Annotated in this window: 16 protein-coding genes and 1 tRNA gene; 7 read left to right on the top strand and 10 right to left on the bottom strand. The window is 59.2% G+C overall.

Going from position 1 to position 16,696, the window contains the following annotated elements; genetic code table 11:
* Window positions 1–129: 129 nt before the first annotated feature.
* A complete protein-coding gene (locus tag WX88_RS18100; RefSeq protein WP_046245812.1) occupies window positions 130–1,056 on the bottom strand; it encodes a ribose-phosphate pyrophosphokinase in 927 nt (308 codons plus the stop codon).
* A 144-nt stretch (window positions 1,057–1,200) separates the two neighbouring features.
* A tRNA-Gln gene (locus tag WX88_RS18095) sits at window positions 1,201–1,273 on the bottom strand.
* Window positions 1,274–1,548: 275 nt separating this feature from the next.
* Between WX88_RS18095 and atpD the strand changes: the two genes are divergently transcribed.
* The 5 genes from atpD to WX88_RS18070 all read left to right on the top strand — a co-directional run bounded on the left by atpD (window position 1,549) and on the right by WX88_RS18070 (window position 6,850).
* Entirely contained in the window at window positions 1,549–3,054 is a 1,506-nt protein-coding gene (gene atpD / locus WX88_RS18090; RefSeq protein WP_046245811.1) for a F0F1 ATP synthase subunit beta, read from the top strand.
* Window positions 3,055–3,195: 141 nt separating this feature from the next.
* Window positions 3,196–3,441, top strand: coding sequence for an ATP synthase F1 subunit epsilon (atpC, locus tag WX88_RS18085; RefSeq protein ID WP_046245810.1), 246 nt, complete (start codon window positions 3,196–3,198; stop codon window positions 3,439–3,441).
* 136 nt (window positions 3,442–3,577) lie between these two features.
* The gene (locus WX88_RS18080) at window positions 3,578–4,633 is read left to right on the top strand and encodes an AI-2E family transporter (protein WP_231590740.1); all 1,056 of its coding nucleotides are present in this window, start codon (window positions 3,578–3,580) and stop codon (window positions 4,631–4,633) included.
* Window positions 4,634–4,686: 53 nt separating this feature from the next.
* Window positions 4,687–5,829 (top strand): trans-sulfuration enzyme family protein, encoded by a 1,143-nt coding sequence (locus tag WX88_RS18075; protein ID WP_046245809.1) that lies wholly within the window; start codon window positions 4,687–4,689, stop codon window positions 5,827–5,829.
* A gap of 325 nt (window positions 5,830–6,154) precedes the next feature.
* Entirely contained in the window at window positions 6,155–6,850 is a 696-nt protein-coding gene (locus WX88_RS18070) for a hypothetical protein (RefSeq protein ID WP_046245808.1), read from the top strand.
* Between the two features lie 91 nt (window positions 6,851–6,941).
* Here the strand turns inward: WX88_RS18070 and WX88_RS27955 are convergent, their stop codons facing one another.
* Complete coding sequence (locus WX88_RS27955; protein ID WP_052732833.1) at window positions 6,942–7,547, bottom strand: hypothetical protein; 606 nt, start codon at window positions 7,545–7,547, stop codon at window positions 6,942–6,944.
* 153 nt (window positions 7,548–7,700) lie between these two features.
* On the opposite strand from WX88_RS27955, the gene WX88_RS18055 reads away from it, so the two are divergent.
* Complete coding sequence (locus tag WX88_RS18055) at window positions 7,701–8,387, top strand: hypothetical protein (RefSeq protein ID WP_046245806.1); 687 nt, start codon at window positions 7,701–7,703, stop codon at window positions 8,385–8,387.
* A gap of 431 nt (window positions 8,388–8,818) precedes the next feature.
* Here WX88_RS18055 and WX88_RS18045 read toward each other — a convergent pair whose 3' ends face one another.
* The 4 genes from WX88_RS18045 to WX88_RS18030 all read right to left on the bottom strand — a co-directional run bounded on the left by WX88_RS18045 (window position 8,819) and on the right by WX88_RS18030 (window position 12,266).
* Window positions 8,819–9,964 (bottom strand): DegT/DnrJ/EryC1/StrS family aminotransferase, encoded by a 1,146-nt coding sequence (locus WX88_RS18045; RefSeq protein WP_046245804.1) that lies wholly within the window; start codon window positions 9,962–9,964, stop codon window positions 8,819–8,821.
* 208 nt (window positions 9,965–10,172) lie between these two features.
* A complete protein-coding gene (locus tag WX88_RS18040) occupies window positions 10,173–10,868 on the bottom strand; it encodes an acetyltransferase (RefSeq protein ID WP_046245803.1) in 696 nt (231 codons plus the stop codon).
* Window positions 10,865–11,482 (bottom strand): sugar transferase, encoded by a 618-nt coding sequence (locus WX88_RS18035; protein WP_046245802.1) that lies wholly within the window; start codon window positions 11,480–11,482, stop codon window positions 10,865–10,867. The genes WX88_RS18040 and WX88_RS18035 overlap by 4 nt, the downstream gene beginning before the upstream one ends.
* Window positions 11,475–12,266: a TauD/TfdA family dioxygenase gene (locus WX88_RS18030; RefSeq protein WP_052732832.1), complete on the bottom strand. Its 792-nt coding sequence runs from the start codon at window positions 12,264–12,266 to the stop codon at window positions 11,475–11,477. Before WX88_RS18030 ends, WX88_RS18035 begins: the two co-directional genes overlap by 8 nt.
* A gap of 151 nt (window positions 12,267–12,417) precedes the next feature.
* Between WX88_RS18030 and ispE the strand changes: the two genes are divergently transcribed.
* On the top strand, window positions 12,418–13,239 hold the full coding sequence (ispE, locus tag WX88_RS18025) for a 4-(cytidine 5'-diphospho)-2-C-methyl-D-erythritol kinase (protein ID WP_046245801.1): 822 nt from the start codon (window positions 12,418–12,420) through the stop codon (window positions 13,237–13,239).
* Between the two features lie 39 nt (window positions 13,240–13,278).
* On the opposite strand, the gene WX88_RS18020 is transcribed toward ispE, so the two are convergent.
* The 3 genes from WX88_RS18020 to tgt form a co-directional block, all read right to left on the bottom strand.
* Window positions 13,279–14,157: a DMT family transporter gene (locus WX88_RS18020; RefSeq protein ID WP_231590739.1), complete on the bottom strand. Its 879-nt coding sequence runs from the start codon at window positions 14,155–14,157 to the stop codon at window positions 13,279–13,281.
* A gap of 167 nt (window positions 14,158–14,324) precedes the next feature.
* Entirely contained in the window at window positions 14,325–15,404 is a 1,080-nt protein-coding gene (locus WX88_RS18015) for an LptF/LptG family permease (RefSeq protein WP_046245799.1), read from the bottom strand.
* Window positions 15,405–15,506: 102 nt separating this feature from the next.
* A complete protein-coding gene (gene tgt, locus WX88_RS18010) occupies window positions 15,507–16,637 on the bottom strand; it encodes a tRNA guanosine(34) transglycosylase Tgt (RefSeq protein ID WP_046245798.1) in 1,131 nt (376 codons plus the stop codon).
* Window positions 16,638–16,696 lie beyond the last annotated feature (59 nt).

Raw genomic sequence — 16,696 nt, 5'->3', positions numbered from 1 at the left:
AGAAACAAGGCAGTCCCGCATTGTTGGCAATGCAGGACTGCTCAAAATATTTGCTTGCCAGTGGGTTACTTGCCAGCAATGTGCCTGGCGCCGGTTGGTTAAAAGTAGGTGTGGCGTTGCTGCAAATTGCTACACAAACAGCGAGCTGATGCTCTCGTGCGTCACCACGTTGCGAATGGCCGCTGCAAATAGCGGGGCCAGTGAAATCACGCGAATTTTATCGTTTTCCTGCTGTAGCGGAATAGTATCAGTCGTAATCATTTCGGTGAGGGTTGAGGCACGGATGCGGTCGTGGGCGGGGCCGCTCAGCAGCGGGTGCGTCACCACGGCGCGCACCGATTTGGCCCCGCGCTCCATCACCAGTTCGGCAGCTTTGCAGATAGTGCCAGCCGTGTCCACCATGTCGTCAACAAACACCACATCCATCCCTTTTACGTCCCCAATAACTTGCATAGAGGCAATTTCATTGGCCCGCACGCGCATCTTGTCGCACACCACAATCTCGGCCCCAAACTTTTTGGCAAAGGCCCGGGTACGAACCACACCGCCCACGTCGGGTGAGGCAAAAATCAGGTTTTCCAGGTTCAGCGACTTGATGTAGGGCGCCAGCACGGTGGCCCCGTCGAGGTGGTCAACAGGAATATCGAAGAAGCCCTGAATCTGGCCGGCGTGCAGGTCGCAGGTCATTAGGCGGTCGGTGCCCACGCTCTGCACAATATTGGCTACCACCTTGGCACCAATGCTTACGCGAGGCTTGTCTTTGCGGTCTTGCCGGGCGTAGCCCATGTAGGGCATCAGGATATTGACTTTGTAGGCCGAGGCGCGCTTGGCAGCATCCACCATCAGCATCAGCTCCATGAGGTGTTCGGCGGGCGGGCAGGTGCTCTGGATGAGGAAAACCTCGCAGCCACGCACGCTTTCGTTGAAGCTCGGGCCCATTTCGGTGTCAGCAAAGCGCTGCAGGGTGAGGTCGCCGAGCGTAGTGCCATAGGCGGCAGCAATATTTTCGGCGAGGGCGCGGGAAGCGCTACCAGCGAATATTTTGACCTGTTTCATTGGGGAAGGTGCTGAATAATTAGTTGATGCGCAGGCGGCTCGTACGGTCGAGGTTATCGAAGAGGCCAAATGGAAAAAGCGAAAGGCGCTGACTACTCCGAAAGTTGGAGAAGCCAGCGCCTTGCGTTCACTAGAGCTTTGTCGTTGTCCGACCAGGGCTCGAACCTGGACTTTCTTGAATCAAAATCAAGCGTGTTGCCAGTTACACCATCGGACAGTTTCCCGGCGGGCTACGTGCCGTTTGGGAGTGCAAATGTACTACTGGAAAAATTCGGAGCAAGTTTTTATGGAAAAATTTTCTGAAGAAAATCAGGCCGACTGGAGCAGCGAAGCGGCTCGGTGCCCATTCTGACTTGAATTTCATCACCTAAAGTGGCTCCCTGTTCCCGCCGCCTGACCCCGAGTCTTATGAGCCACCGGATTGGAAAAGCGGCACTTCTGGCGTAATTTTGCGGCCTGAAAACGCATCATCTTCATTATAAATAAAACGCAATGGCGAATACCGGCAAAATCACCCAGGTCATCGGGCCCGTAGTGGACGTGAGCTTCACGGGTGAAAACACGAAGCTGCCTAACATCCTCGACGCGCTCGAAGTCACGAAAGACAACGGCCAAGTGGTGGTGTTGGAGTGCCAGCAGCACTTGGGCGAAGACCGGGTCCGGACCATTGCCATGGACTCGACCGAAGGCCTGACCCGTGGCGCCGAAGTACGTGACCTGGGCGCCCCCATTTCGATGCCCACCGGCGACGGCGTGAAAGGCCGCCTCTTCAACGTAATCGGCGAAGCCATCGACGGCATCGCGCAGCCCAAAAGCACCGGCGGCCTGCCCATTCACCGCAATGCCCCAGCTTTTGAAGACCTCGCCACGACGTCGGAGGTATTCTTCACCGGTATCAAGGTTATCGACTTGCTCGCTCCTTATGTAAAGGGCGGCAAAATTGGTTTGTTCGGGGGCGCCGGTGTAGGCAAAACTGTACTGATTCAGGAGCTTATCAACAACGTGGCCAAGGCCTACGAAGGTTTGTCGGTGTTTGCTGGCGTAGGTGAGCGGACCCGTGAAGGCAACGACTTGCTGCGTGAATTCATCGAAGCCAATATCATCCGCTACGGCGATGCCTTCAAGCACTCGATGGAAGAGGGCGGCTGGGATTTGAGCAAGGTGGACATGGCCGAGATGGAAAAGTCGCAGGCTACCCTCGTGTTCGGGCAGATGAACGAGCCCCCCGGAGCCCGCGCCCGCGTGGCCCTGTCGGGTCTGACCATCGCCGAGAGCTTCCGCGACGGCGACGGTACCGGTGCCGGTCGCGACATCCTGTTCTTTATCGACAACATCTTCCGCTTCACCCAGGCGGGTTCGGAAGTATCGGCGCTGTTGGGCCGGATGCCTTCGGCCGTAGGGTACCAGCCCACGCTGGCCACCGAAATGGGTGCTATGCAGGAGCGCATCACCTCCACGAAGCGCGGCTCTATCACCTCGGTGCAGGCCGTGTATGTGCCAGCCGATGACTTGACTGACCCGGCCCCGGCCAACACCTTTGCCCACTTGGACGCCACGACGGTACTGAGCCGCAAAATCGCCGAGTTGGGTATCTACCCGGCCGTTGACCCGCTGGACTCGACCTCGCGCATCCTATCGGCCGATGTGCTCGGCGCCGAGCATTACAACACGGCTCAGCGCGTGAAAGAGTTGCTCCAGCGCTATAAGGAGCTGCAAGACATTATCGCCATTCTGGGTATGGACGAGCTTTCCGAAGAGGATAAGCAGGTAGTAAACCGCGCCCGTCGCGTGCAGCGCTTCCTGTCGCAGCCCTTCTTCGTGGCTGAGCAGTTCACCGGTCTGCAAGGCGTGCTTGTTGACATTAAGGACACCATCAAAGGCTTCAACGAAATCATCGACGGCAAGTACGACCACCTGCCCGAGGCGGCGTTCAACCTCGTGGGCACCATCGAGGATGCCGTAGCGAAGGGTGAGAAGCTGATTGCTGAAGCGAAGTAATTCAGAACGTCAAGCGGAACGTCATGCTGAGCTTGCCGAAGCACCTCTACCGCAATACTAAAATTGATTAGTGCTGCGGTAGAGGTGCTTCGGCAAGCTCAGCATGACGTTCTTTTATCTTGACTTTTAATCCTATAAGAAATGCATTTAGAAATCATCACCCCCGACCGTAAGGTATTCGAAGGCGAAGTGACGTCGGCCCAGTTTCCGGGGACCGATGGCTTATTTGAAGTGCTGAACAACCACGCCCCGCTGATTGCGGCCCTGAAGGCCGGTCAGGTCACGTTGACCAGCGCGACCGGCCGCGAAGCCATCCGCATTGAAGGCGGTGTGGTAGAAGTGCTCCGCAATAATGTAATTGTACTGGCCGAAGGTGCAGTAGCTTAGGTTCCAGCTAATCTTTCTATTCGGCTAACTAGAAAGCCGCTCCTGTCAAGCAAGAGCGGCTTTTTTGTGTTCGGGTCGGCCAAAAGTTGGGGGAAACGTATAGAAAAAAACGAATGCCTCTTGAGTAACCGACCTTATGCCAATACCTCCCAAATCGCTTGAATCTATTGAAAATATTTACACGCCGCGCCAGCGACATGTGCTGCTGATTTCCGCGCTTCTGGGCTTAGCGGGCTTGATAGTGGTGGGACTGGCGAAGTATCTGACGGCTTTTCTGGCGGCTGGAATTCTATTCATGATGTTTCGGCCGTGGTGGGTGGCACTGGTGCATAAGAGGAACTGGAACCGGCGGCTGGTGACCATTCTGCTGCTGCTGGTGACGGTGGTAGTACTCGTGATTCCGTTTTATGCGCTGAGCTCGTTGCTGATTGACCGACTGGTAGCGTTTGCGCGGCAGCCCGACGAGATTCTCAACGTATTGCACCGCCTGGAAAAAGCTACCGGGTTTCAAATAACAACTCAGCAAAACGTGCGGCAGCTGCTTCAGCAGGGCGCGGTGCAGGTGAGTCGCTGGTTGCCGACGCTGGCGGGCAGTGCGCTCAATTTCCTGGTTATCGTGGGCCTGATGCTGTTCACGATGTACTACATGTTTATGCAGGAAGATGGCTTTCTGCGGGGGCTGCACCGCTACTTGCCGTTCCGGAACGAGACGCTGGAAGAGCTGGGCGAGTCATTGAAAAACAACGTAAATGCCAACGTGCTGGGCCAAGTGCTGGTGGCGCTGATACAGGCCCTTTTGACGGGCCTCACGCTGTGGATTTTTGGTGTGCCCGACGCACTGTTCTGGACAGTGGTGGCGTTTTTCATGGCTTTTCTGCCAGTACTGGGCACGCCCCTGGTGTGGGGGCCAGCGGCGCTGTATCAGTTTTCGCAAGGGGCTAATCCGCAGGGAATCGGGATTTTGCTGGTTGGATTCATCGTGATTATCAACGTGGATAACCTGCTGCGCATCGTGCTGGCGAAGCGCATGGGCGACATTCACCCCTTGGTGACGCTTGTGGGGCTGGTGCTGGGCGTGGAGATTTTCGGTATTATCGGACTGGTAGTCGGGCCACTGCTGGTGTCGTACCTGCTGGTGCTGATGCAAGTATTCCGCCGAGAAAACCGGCTGGGACGCGAAGGGTCAGTGTAAAGGGAGAAGCCGGATGCCGACCTTTGCCGGGACAACGCTCACTTGCTGCCTTCATGAACCAATCGGACATCCATCCCAAAATAACTCCTATCTACCAAACCTCCGTTTTCAAGTTTGAAGACTTGGATGCGGTGCAGCAGTATTTCGACGAGCCGGGCAGCCGCTATATGTACTCGCGCCAAGGCAACCCGAACAGCGACGAACTGGCCAATGCCGTGAGCCGCTGGGAAGGCGGCGTGGGCGCGGTAGCTACGGGCTCTGGCATGGCAGCCATTTTTGCGGCGCTGCTGACGTACTGCCAGGCTGGCGACCATGTGCTGTGCTCGGCCGACATCTACGGCGGCTCGGCAGCTTTGCTGAATACGGAGCTGTCGCGACTGGGAATAACAGTGAGCTACGTGCCATTTGATGAGCTGTATGACCTCAAGCCCTATATACAAAACACTACCAAGCTGCTGCTTTGCGAAACGATGAGCAATCCGCTGCTGCGCGTGGTAGACCTGCGCCGCATAGCCGGCGAGTGCCAGCAGCACGGACTGAAATTAGTGGTTGATAACACGTTTTCCACACCGGTGCTAACCCGGCCGCTGGCCTACGGCGCCGATTTGGTACTGCATAGCGTGACCAAATACCTGGCGGGCCACTCCGATGTGACCGCCGGTGTGGTGGTGGCCCGCGTCGCCGAGGATGCCGCTCGGCTGAGCCAAATCGGTACCGTATTCGGCCTGACGCTGAGTCCGATGGAAAGCTGGCTGAGCGTGCGCGGCCTGAAAACCATGCGCCTGCGAGTGGCCGCGCACAGTGACAACGCCTGGCTGGTGGCTGAGTTTCTGGATGAGCACCCGGCCGTGGAAGCTGTGTATTATCCTGGTCTGCCCACGCACCCGCAGCATGGGCTGGCCCTGGCGCAGGGCGGCGGCCGGTTCGGCGGAATGCTCTCGTTCCGGCTACCCGACGATGCGGCCGCAGTCAATGCTTTTATGCGTCGCAGCCAGCGGTTTCCATTCGCACCCTCGTTAGCGGGAGTTGATTCGTCGTGCTCGCACCCGCTCTACACCTCGCACCGGGCCCTAACCGACGCACAGCGCGCCGAACTGGGTATCACCGTGGGACTGGTGCGGCTGAGTGTGGGCATTGAGCCGGTGGAGGAACTGCTGGCTGATTTGGCTCAGGCATTGGATTTCTCCTCGCAGTAAGGGACCCAGCAGCGCCGTTAGCAGCCAGAAGCTACGGATGTTTACTTCAGCGTGACCTCTCCATTAGGGAGAAACCGGGCGCATAAACATGGGGATGAAAGCCGTAATGATACCTGTAAAGACATCGGCTAAAGTCTGATTATGACGTTCACAAATTATTCATAATTAACGAGCTGGGATTAGACTGCAGAGACGCTAAAAATCCCTGGAGGGAATATTTTGTGGAGGTAGTTGGCGCGGGGATACCGTATTTCGCAGTAGTTCCGACTACTGCCGCGTGGCTTTGGGTCGGACTGCCACTTACGTTTCCTTATTTCCAACTCGTATGACTCCTACATCGTCCCGCTTACCGCTCGCGCTCAAGCTCCTGTTCACCGCCTTTGTGGCCGTGATGGTGCCGGTGTACTATGTCAACTACGGGCCTACCAATTTTCTGTATTTCTGTGACATTTCGCTGCTGCTGTGCCTCATTGCTTTGTGGACGGAGCGGGCGCTGCCGGCTTCGATGGCCGCGGTAGGTATTTTGCTGCCTCAAGCGCTGTGGTGCCTCGACTTTCTGGGCGAACTGGTGGGAGTGCACCTGGTGGGCCTGACGGCATATATGTTCGACCCAAACCGTTCGCTCTTTCTGCGTGGGTTGTCGTTTTTCCACGGTTGGCTGCCGTTTCTGCTGGTCTTCCTAACCCAGCGCCTCGGCTACGACCGCCGGGCTCTGTGGGCCTGGACTGCTTTGGGTTGGAGCCTGTGCCTGGTGGCCTATTTCCTGCTGCCAGCCGCTGGTACTGTGATGGCCGACCCTAAAATTCCCGTCAATATCAACTACGTGTTTGGCTTTGATGATGCCAAGGCCCAAACCTGGCTGCCCGGCCCGGTATACCTGCTGGTTTGGATGGCGGTGCTGTTCATCGTGTGCTACCTGCCCACTCATTTGGTGTTGCGCAGGCTGTTCCGCTCCGCTCAGATAGCACCAGCTTCTGGTATTGAAGAGACAAGTATTGGTGTGGACCTGCGCCCAGCGTAAGTCGAAATCAAATAGTGTAAATTACTGTACAGAAGAAAATGAATGGTCCCGGCGAGTATGCTTCACTTACTCGCCGGGACCATTCATTTTCTCAGAGCTTGTCCGATACCTGGTCTGACAGCTGGCGGGCGGTGCGGAGGGTCTGAAACTCGGCTTGCTGGGAGCGGATGGTTAACTTGTCGTCCAGACTAAGACTGGAGCGCAGCTGGTCGTAGCGCCCGTTGAGGCTGCTGAGGATGGCCGCCGCCGCGGTCCAGTCGCTGGCTTTCCAGCTGTGGCGGTCGGTGCGCACCCGCTCAATAAATTGCTGGTAGGCAGCGAGGAGGGCAGGGGCGGTGAGAGTAGCAATGGCCGTTTTCTTCCGCAGGAAGGTGCTGACCTGAGCATCGGTAGCGGTCGAGGTTGCCACGTCGGAGGAGGTGGTGGGAGCCGTGGTTTTGGACGCAGTGGAAGGGGCCGGGGTGCCCATCGGCACGTAGATGGTGCGGGTGGTGCGGCGAATAACCTTGCCCGTGGCCGGGTCCAAGTCTTCCGTTACTTCGGTTTGCGGCTGCATTCCGGCGGGAGAGGTGCTGGCCGGGGCGGGCGTGGTGGTCGTGCTTTTAGAGGCGGGGTTGGTGGTGGTGGTGGTTTGGGCTGCGGCGGCAACGGGGAGGGCCAGCAGCGGGGCGACGAAAAGGCGAAGAAGGTTTTTCATGAGAAATGAAAGATGGATGTGCCTTTAACGGCAAACATCGTGCTACGGTGTGCGCTAGGTTGGGAAGGGAAAAAGCGGTACACTTACGTCGCCGCTGATGGTCAGCGCGTGGCCTGATTAGTGGCCGACCTTTTGCTCCTCACTTTTTATCCCATGCCAGGCGCGTACGCTACCTATTTCGACAACCCTTTTCTGGCCTTGCGCATGGCGCGGCCGGCCTACAAGGCCCAGGCCGAATACGCCCTGCGGTCCGGCCGCGAAGCCGCCCTCGGTGCCGCGTTTGCGCCGCTGCTGGCCGAGCTGGAAACCGCCATCGCCGGCTTCGACGAAAACCTGACCGATTCGCGCCAGTCCACGGCCGGGGGCACCGACGCTTTCCGCCAGGCTCGTACCGAATGGCTCGAATTTGTGGACGACGCCATGAAGGACTACGTGACGCCCAAGCTCCGCAAGTTGCCCATCTACGCTGATTTCAAGAAGTTTGGCAAAAGCAAGCTGGCCGCTCTGCCGCAGCCCGAGCTGCTCACTACTTCCAAGGCCCTCGTGGCCCTCTACCTAGCCCAACAAGCCGCCCTAGGTACCGACCTAGCCACCGGCGCCCAGGCCAAGTACGCGGCCCTGGTGGCCGCCGACGACTCCCGCGACACCCAGGACGCGAACATCGCCGACGCCCGGCTGGACCTGACCGACGACCGCGCCGCCATTGCCCGCGCCCAGCGCCGCTTCAAGGCCCAGCTGGAACTCACCTTCGACAGCCCGGAGAAGGTGTACAGCTTCTTCGATTTCTCGGCCTCGAAAGAAGCGAAGAAGGCCCGCAAAAAAGCTGGGCCAACTGCTTGAGCCGGGCCAGACCCAGGTCCACTGTTCTTTCTGATTCTTAAAAGCCCACCGAACCTTGGTCCGGTGGGCTTTTGTCTATACCGAAGCGGTAGGGAGCAAGTTCCTCCGCTCTTCCGGCCTCGCCGCAGGGCAGAGGAACAAGGTCCGATGGGCTTCGCGGGTTATGGAAGCAGCGGGGAGCAAGGCATGCAGCATTTCGGGCAGGTGCGGAAGCCCACCGGACCTCGCTACGGCCTATTTGCGCCGGCCCAACCAAGGGAATCATTATGGCCGTTCATTGCGCGAAACAGTGTCTGGAAGGCAATTGCGCGACTCTGCTCGGCCTCGTCGATATATAACGTTCTACTGAGCAACTGCCGTTACTCCCAGGTTTTCGACACGGAGCTACAGGCGAAATTACCCATCGCACCGCCCGCGCCTGAAGTGGTTGCTTAGGCCAGTGCCTCTGCCAGTGCCTCCTTTACCCGGCGCTGGTCCGCGTCGGTCATGGCGGTGCCGCTAGGCAGGCACAGGCCCCGGCCGAACAGGTCGGCGCACACGGCGCCGCCGTACATCGGGGCCGTGGCAAACAGCGGCTGCAGGTGCATGGGTTTCCAGAGCGGGCGGCTTTCGATGTTGCGCGTTTCAAGGTGCAGGCGCAAGGTTTCGGGCGTAGCGGCCGTCTCGGCGGGATTTAATAGGAGCGTGGTGAGCCAGCGGTTTGAGCGGCTGCCGGGGGGCTCGGGGGCCTGGGCCACGGTGAGGCCCGGCAGGCCGGCCAGGTGTTCCTGATACCAGGCGAAGATTTCGCGTCGGCGCTTCACCCGCTCCTCCAGCAGCTCCATCTGGCCGCGGCCGATGCCGGCCAGGATGTTGCTCAAGCGGTAGTTGTAGCCTACTTCGGAGTGCTGGTAGTGGGTTGCCTCGTCTTTGGCCTGGGTGGCCAGGAAGTGGGCTTTCCGGGCCAGCGTGGCGTCGTTGGTAACCAGGGCGCCCCCGCCGCTGGTGGTCAGAATCTTGTTGCCATTGAAGGAAAATACGCCTATCGTGCCGAAGCTACCCAGCGGCTGGCCGTTGAGGCGTGAGCCCAGCGCCTCGGCCGCGTCTTCGAGGATGGGCAAGCCATATTCCGCCGCGATGGCCAGAATTTCCGGTAGCCGGGCGGGCATGCCGTAGAGGTGCACCAGCAGCAGAGCCTTGGGCTTTTTGCCCCGCGCAATGCGGTCGGTTATGGCTTCGCGCAGGCGTTCGGGGCACAGGTTCCAGGTATCGGCTTCGCTGTCGATGAAGACTGGGGTGGCCCCGAGGTATACAATGGGGTTGGCCGTGGCCACGAAGGTGAATGAAGGGCACAGCACCTCATCGCCGGGCCCAACGCCGAGCAAAATCAGCCCCAAGTGAATGGCTGCCGTGCCCGACGACAATGCCACGCAGTGCGCTACGCCAGCCGCCTGGCAGATATCCGCCTCAAACCCCGTGATGTTTGGCCCCACCGGCGCTACCCAATTGTCTTCAATTGCCTTGTGCACATAGTTCAACTCATGCCGGCCGAGGTGGGGAGGAGATAAAAAGAGACGGTCGTGGTCTTGACTACGCATTAAAGAGGAACGAAAAACATAAGAAGAAGCTGCCAAAGTCGGCGACTATACTTGGTCGCCATCCCAGCACAGATGGCGGCCGACGTCAGGGCACTGCTCACATCATCCGGCACACATGGCGGTGCCTGCGGAGGGAGCCCCGCGGGGTGAAAGTGGCCTCCAGGGCTGGCAAGCCGCTGGTGGAGCACCTGAAAATGAGTTGCGGGTTTCAATGGCGCGAGTCCTGTTTAATTACCCTCGCCGGCACGCCGACGGCGGTGACATTGCCCGGCAAGTCGCGTACGGCGACCGCGCCGGCCCCCAGAATAGTGTGCTCGCCAACGCGCACGCCCTGAATAACGGTGACATTGGTGCCCAGGTACGTGCCCGCCCCCAGCTGCGCCGCGCCGCTCACGTTGGCATGCGGCATCAGCGAGCAAAAGTCGCCCAACACAGCATCGTGGCCCACGGTGCAGCCCAGGTTGAGCAGCACGAAGCGGCCCAGCGTAATGTCGCAGGTCAGGACGCAGCCCTGCTGAATGATGCAGCCCTTGCCCAACGTAATGCGCTGCTGCGGCGCCAGTACCACCCGCGGGTGCACCAGCGCCGGAAACGACAGCTGCGGCGAAGTAAGCCGGCCCACCACGGCGGCGCGGCCGGCGGGGCTGCCCACGGCCACGGCCACCGCCAGCGGCTCGGTGGTGGCGTTCAGGTCGGCGCTGGTGCCGAGGTAGGGGAGGCCAGCGACGGTAGTCGAGGCGGGCAGTTGGTCGTCGTAAAAGCCCCGGATGGTCCAGGCGGGCTGGATTTCGTTGAGCTGCTGCACCAGCACCAGCACCTCACGGCCCAGGCCGCCCGCGCCAACAATAACGAGCGGCGGGGCGGCATCCGGTTGCTCGTAGTCAGAAAAGAAAAGCTGGGTCATGCAATAACAGTAGGGGTGGCCGAGCCGGTGAAGCGCGGGGCAGGGGCGTCGGCCCCCGGCTGGCGGCGGTGGCCCAGCAGGTGGGTTAGCGTCCGGAAGAGAATGCGGACATCGAGCGCCCAGCCCCGGTGCGCCACGTACCAATTATCGAGCGCAAACTTCTCTTCCCAGCTGCGGGCGTTACGGCCATTTACCTGGGCCCAGCCCGTGATGCCCGGCCGCACCCGAAACCGCTGCTTCTGCGCCGCCGAATACAGCGGCAGGTAGTCGTGAATAAAGGGCCGCGGGCCCACCAGGCTCAGCTCGCCGCGCAGCACGTTCCACAGCTGGGGCAGCTCGTCGAGGCTCGTGCGCCGGAGCCAGCGGCCGAGGCTGGTGAGGCGCTCGGCGTCGGGCAAGAGCTGGCCGCTGGCGTCGGTGCGCTGGGTCATGGTCCGGAATTTCAGCACGAAAAACGGCTGTTCGCCGTAGCCTGTGCGCTGCTGCCGGAACAGCACCGGCCGCAACCCGCCCAGCCAGGCCACGCCCGCCACTCCGGCCAACAGCGGCGCCAGCAACACCAGACCCACGGCGGCGGCCGTCAGGTCGAACAAGCGCTTGGAAACCTCATACATTGGCCGTCAGCCTGAAGCCGCTTTTGAGGAGAAACCGGTCGTTGGTGGCCTCCGCCCGGAAGGCCCGGCGACCGTGCAGCACCTGGTCGTCCCACCAGGCTACGGCCTCGCCCGGCGTCAGCTGAATGGCCGTTTCGGCGGGGGTATTACTGATATGGTCAAGCAGGAATTGCCGGAACTCCTGCGCCAGCGCATGGTTCTCGGGGCTTTCGGCGGGGTCCACGCAGTGGTAGTTCCAGTTCAGGCGGAGGCCGGCCGGGGTTTGGGCAATGATGGGTAAGTGGCGGAAGTCGCCGGCTTTGGCAAAGCGCACGGGCCGGTTGAGCAGGCGGGTGGCCAGGGCCGGATTCTGGGTTTGCAGTACCTGCCAGAGCACGTCGGCGTCTACAAAGGTGGTTTCGCCCCCGGCCGGCGCCTGCACCAGGCAGTGCATAAACATCACCTCGGCCGGGTCGCTGAGGTAGGACTCGTCGGTGTGCAGCGGTTGGGCGTTTTTACTGAATCGGTAGGCCGCGTCGTCGGGAATGTCGGCATCGTAGCGTACCTCAATCCACTTGTGGCCGGTACGGGCGCTGCCCTGGGCAAAGTCCTCATCGAGGCGCAGGCAGTGGCCGGTACCTTCAGTCAGGGTCTCGTAGAACGAGGGCCATTCCGCCGCCGGGAGCCACTCCGCCAAGCCTCGTAGGTGCACTACTTTTGCCAAACCCAATTCTGCCCGTAGCTCCCCGGCCAACTGGTCCGTCGAGCGATGAGACTTTAAAACAAGGGTATTCAGAAAAGGCATAATGTGGGCAATGCGTACGGCATGAAGTATCTGAAAGCACCGCAGCAGGCTGATAAACGATATAAGCTAGGGTAGGGGATGTGCTTTCACGCCCACAACTCGCCATTTCTTCAACATTCGTTTCAGCTGCGCCCCAAAAATACACGTTGATATGCTCACCTTCCCCAACGCCAAGCTCAACCTCGGCCTCTACGTCACCGAACGCCGTGCCGATGGCTTCCACAGCCTTCAGTCAGTGTTTTTGCCACTGCCCTGGACGGATGTGCTAGAGCTGCTACCTGCTCCCGTCGGCCAACCCACGAGCATCACCCTCACCGGCCGCCCCATCCCCGGCGACCCGGCCACCAATCTCTGCGTGCGCGCCTACGAGCTTTTGCAGGCCGATTTTCCGCAGCTGCCGCCGGTCCAGCTCTACCTGCACAAAATCGTGCCCATCGGCGCGGGCCTGGGCGGTGGCTCTGCCGATGCGGCCTTTGCCCTGAAGGCTGCCAACGAGGTTTTTAGTCTGAATCTTTCGGCTGAAACGCTGGAAAGCTACGCTCGCCGGTTGGGCTCCGACTGTGCTTTTTTCATCCAGAACAAGCCCGTGCTGGCCGTAGAGAAAGGCGACGTTTTCGAAGATATTGACTTGAGCCTGACCGGTACCGGCTGCGTGGTAGTTTACCCCAACCTACACATCAGCACCGCCGAGGCGTACGCCCGCATCGTGCCCAAGCAGCCAGCGCACGGGCTGCGCGAAGCCCTGGCCCAGCCAATGGAAACCTGGCGTGCCACTGTCAGCAACGACTTTGAGACGGCTCTCACGCCTAACTACCCCGTGCTGGCCGACCTCAAACAACAACTTTATGCCGCCGGCGCCGCCTACGCCAGCTTATCCGGCTCGGGCTCGGCCGTATATGGCCTCTGGCCCGGCACCCAGCTGCCGACCATACAGTGGCCCGCCGGATTTACCGCGTGGCAAGGTGTACTTTGAAAACCTAATATTTTCAGCTAAAAGCCGTTAGGATTGCACTCAAACCGGAATTGGCGGCGTAGGCTCGGGGTTTTTATCCTTTATGAGGCGCGCTACCAACGGGTGAATAAGCACACTGAACACGATGAGCAGCGTGCCCCAGTAAAACCCTGCGGCCATCCGCTCCTTACTGCCGAACACCAACACCGCCAGCACGATGCCATACACCGGCTCCAGGTTGATGGTTAGGTTCACGGCAAATGGCGAAAGGCGCTTCATCAGCTCCACCGAAGTCGAAAAGGCATACACCGTGCACACGCCCGCTAAAAGGCCCAGCCACAGCCAGTCGTAGCCGTGCCAGCTCAACTGCAACCCTTGGCCCTGCGTGAAGTAGCGGCTGTAAATCGGGAAGAACAGCCCAATGCTCAGGCAAGCCCCCAGCATTTCATAAAACGTGAGCCGTAGCGGCGGATGCGTCTTAATCAGCTTCGCATTCAGCACGCTGAACAAGGCCGAAAGCCCCGCCGAAACGATGGCCACGCCCAGCCCCAGCAACTGGTCAAGCTCGGCCTGGCTTACCAGGTAAAGACCAATCATCGTAATCAGTCCCAGGCCCACTTCGTAGCCCCGCACCCGTCGCCAGAGCAGCAGTGGCTCCAGCAGCGAAGTCCAGAGCGCGAGCGTGGCCAGGCCCGCCAGGCACACGCTCACCGACGACAGCCGCGCCGCCAGAAAAAAGGTAATCCAATGCGCGGCGACCAGTGCGCCCACCGCCAGCAGCCGCACCGCCTGCCCCGCCGGGATGCGCCAAACCGCCCCGCGCGCCACCAGCAACACCGCCAGGCCCGTAGCCGCCAGCACCGTCCGCCAAAACACCAGCTCCACCGGTGGCACCGTCAGCAGCTTGCCCAGAATGGCCGTGAAGCCCCAGAGGAGCACAATGAAATGAAGCTTAAGGTAGTCGCGAAACATAGGCCGTGGCGCGCAGCCTTCGCTGCGCGTCTCGCCGCAAAGCGGCGAATGAGAACAAGAGGCAAAATAGCTTGGTGGTTCTTTACTCGCCACACAGCGGCGAAACGCGCAGCGAAGGCTGCGCGCCACGTGTGCTATTTGGGCACGAAGCGGTACAAAGCCAGCCCGATAATGGAGAATACCGCACTCGGCACCCAGGCGGCAATAAGTGGCGAAAGGCTACCCACCTGCGCCAGATTTCGGCTCAGCATCACGAAAATGATGAAGACGAAGGCCAGCACGAACCCCAGCGCAATCTGCCCGCCCACGCCGGCCCTGGACTTCCGGGCACTCAAAATCACGCCAATCAGGGTGAGGATAACAATGGCGAACGGGTACGAATACCGCTCGTATTTCTCGCTTAGATAAATCTGCGTGTCGTCGGCACCCCGCTCTATCTTCGTCCGAATGAAAGCGTTTAGCTCGGGTAGCGTGAGGGTTTCGGCTACTTTATAGTTACTCGCAAAATCTTTGGGGAAGAGGTTTAGCGTCGTGTCGCGGGCCGGTACGGTTTGCAGTTTCTCGTCCTGTGCCCCGCTGAAGGTGCGAATTAATTGCGGCGATAAATGCCACATTTGCTTAGTAGAATCCCAACTAATGGCATCGGCCGTGAGCCGGCGGCGCAAGATGGTACTGTCTACGGTTTCGAGCGCAAAATGAAAGCCAATGTTGCTGGTATTATCGTAGCTCTCCATGTACACGTAGCTACGTGGGCCAATCTTAATGTGCACGTTGCGCCCCTGAAAGCGGTAGGGTAATTTAATATACGCCCGCTCAAAAGCAACCCGGGCCTTATTACCCACCGGCAACACCCAGCCAATCAACCCAAATATCAGCAGCCCCACCACCGCGCCGCCCATCGCATAGGGCAACATCAACCGCCGAAAACTCACTCCACTGGCCAGAATCGCCACAATTTCGGTGCGTGCGGCCAGCTGCGCCGTCACAAAAACGACGGCAATAAAAATGGTAATGGGCGAAAGTAGATTGGCGAAATAGGGGAATAAATAAATGTAATAGCCGAAAATGACTTTCGACATCGACAAATTATGCTGAATAAAATCGTCATTTTTCTCAGTGAAGTCAATGACGCAAATGACCGACACGAGAATAACCACCGAGAAAAAAAACGCGGCGAGGAACTTCTTGATAATGTACTTGTCGAGGATATTCACGTTGAGAGAATGATGAGTTTTGAATGATGAGTTATGAATTGAGCAGCATCCGTCTTTAGTCAAATACCACTCATAATTCACTACTTATCATTCATAATTCGCCTAAAGGCGCGTCATTACCTGCTTCACCATCCGGTCTTTCCAAGGACCAAACGTGCCGGCCACGATTTGCTTGCGTGCTTCCGTCACCAGCCACAGATAAAAAGCCAGGTTGTGCGCTGAAGCAATTTGCGGGCCCAGCATTTCCTGGCCCTGAAAGAGGTGCCGCAGGTACGCCCGCGAGTAAAACGTGCTGGCGTGACCACCTAGTTCAGCATCGATGGGCGTAAAATCCGTGGCCCACTTCTTATTCGTCACGTTCATAATGCCCTGCGTGGTGAACAGCATGCCGTTGCGGGCGTTGCGGGTGGGCATCACGCAGTCGAACATATCTACCCCGAGGGCAATGTTCTCCAGAATGTTAGCCGGAGTGCCCACACCCATCAGGTAGCGGGGCTTGTCCTTGGGCAGAATGTCGCAGACTAGTTCCGTCATTTCATACATCAGCTCGGCCGGCTCGCCCACGCTCAGCCCGCCGATAGCGTTGCCCTCGCGGCCCTGGGCGGCGATAAACTCCGCTGACTTGATGCGTAAGTCCTTGAAGGTACTGCCCTGCACAATGGGGAAAAGCGTCTGTTGATAGCCGTAAAGCCCCTCTGTACTATCGAAACGCTGGATGCAGCGTTGCAGCCAGCGGTGCGTCATGTCGAGCGAGCGAGCGGCGTAGTCGTACTCGCACGGCCAAGGCGTGCACTCATCGAAGGCCATGATGATGTCGGCCCCGATGACACGCTGAATATCCATCACACCCTCGGGCGAAAACAGATGTTGGCTGCCATCAATATGCGAGCGGAATTTTACCCCTTCCTCTTTGATTTTACGGGTATCACTGAGCGAGTACACCTGGTAGCCGCCGCTGTCGGTGAGAATGGGCCGGTCCCAGCCATTGAACTGGTGCAGGCCGCCGGCCGCGCGGAGCACGTCGAGGCCCGGCCGCAGGTAGAGGTGGTAGGTGTTACCGAGGATAATCTGGGCTTTCACATCCTCCTTGAGGGTGTGCTGCGATACTGCTTTCACGGTGCCAGCCGTGCCCACGGGCATAAAAATGGGCGTTTCGATGGCTCCGTGGGCTGTTTCAAGGCGGCCAGCGCGGGCTTTGGTTGTAGGGTCTTGGGCGAGAAGGTCGAAGGTCATTCGGGGAGCAGGGAGCAGAAAGTAAAGAGCGAAAAGAACGTCATGCTTGGCTATGCGCG

The sequence above is a fragment of the Hymenobacter terrenus genome (assembly GCF_000972495.1).
Classification (GTDB): domain Bacteria; phylum Bacteroidota; class Bacteroidia; order Cytophagales; family Hymenobacteraceae; genus Hymenobacter; species Hymenobacter terrenus.
The sequence above is the reverse complement of the archived record's forward strand: the minus strand, read 5'-3'. Positions and strand labels throughout refer to the sequence as shown.

Coding starts and splice junctions, on each gene's coding strand:
- WX88_RS18055 (WP_046245806.1), top strand. CDS start 7,701: ATGCCAGGCGCGTACGCTACCTATTTCGACAACCCTTTTCTGGCCTTG.
- WX88_RS18040 (WP_046245803.1), bottom strand. CDS start 10,868: ATGACCCAGCTTTTCTTTTCTGACTACGAGCAACCGGATGCCGCCCCG.
- WX88_RS18075 (WP_046245809.1), top strand. CDS start 4,687: ATGAACCAATCGGACATCCATCCCAAAATAACTCCTATCTACCAAACC.
- WX88_RS18070 (WP_046245808.1), top strand. CDS start 6,155: ATGACTCCTACATCGTCCCGCTTACCGCTCGCGCTCAAGCTCCTGTTC.
- WX88_RS18035 (WP_046245802.1), bottom strand. CDS start 11,482: ATGTATGAGGTTTCCAAGCGCTTGTTCGACCTGACGGCCGCCGCCGTG.
- atpC (WP_046245810.1), top strand. CDS start 3,196: ATGCATTTAGAAATCATCACCCCCGACCGTAAGGTATTCGAAGGCGAA.
- WX88_RS18045 (WP_046245804.1), bottom strand. CDS start 9,964: ATGCGTAGTCAAGACCACGACCGTCTCTTTTTATCTCCTCCCCACCTC.
- ispE (WP_046245801.1), top strand. CDS start 12,418: ATGCTCACCTTCCCCAACGCCAAGCTCAACCTCGGCCTCTACGTCACC.
- WX88_RS18100 (WP_046245812.1), bottom strand. CDS start 1,056: ATGAAACAGGTCAAAATATTCGCTGGTAGCGCTTCCCGCGCCCTCGCC.
- atpD (WP_046245811.1), top strand. CDS start 1,549: ATGGCGAATACCGGCAAAATCACCCAGGTCATCGGGCCCGTAGTGGAC.
- WX88_RS27955 (WP_052732833.1), bottom strand. CDS start 7,547: ATGAAAAACCTTCTTCGCCTTTTCGTCGCCCCGCTGCTGGCCCTCCCC.
- WX88_RS18030 (WP_052732832.1), bottom strand. CDS start 12,266: ATGCCTTTTCTGAATACCCTTGTTTTAAAGTCTCATCGCTCGACGGAC.
- WX88_RS18080 (WP_231590740.1), top strand. CDS start 3,578: ATGCCAATACCTCCCAAATCGCTTGAATCTATTGAAAATATTTACACG.
- tgt (WP_046245798.1), bottom strand. CDS start 16,637: ATGACCTTCGACCTTCTCGCCCAAGACCCTACAACCAAAGCCCGCGCT.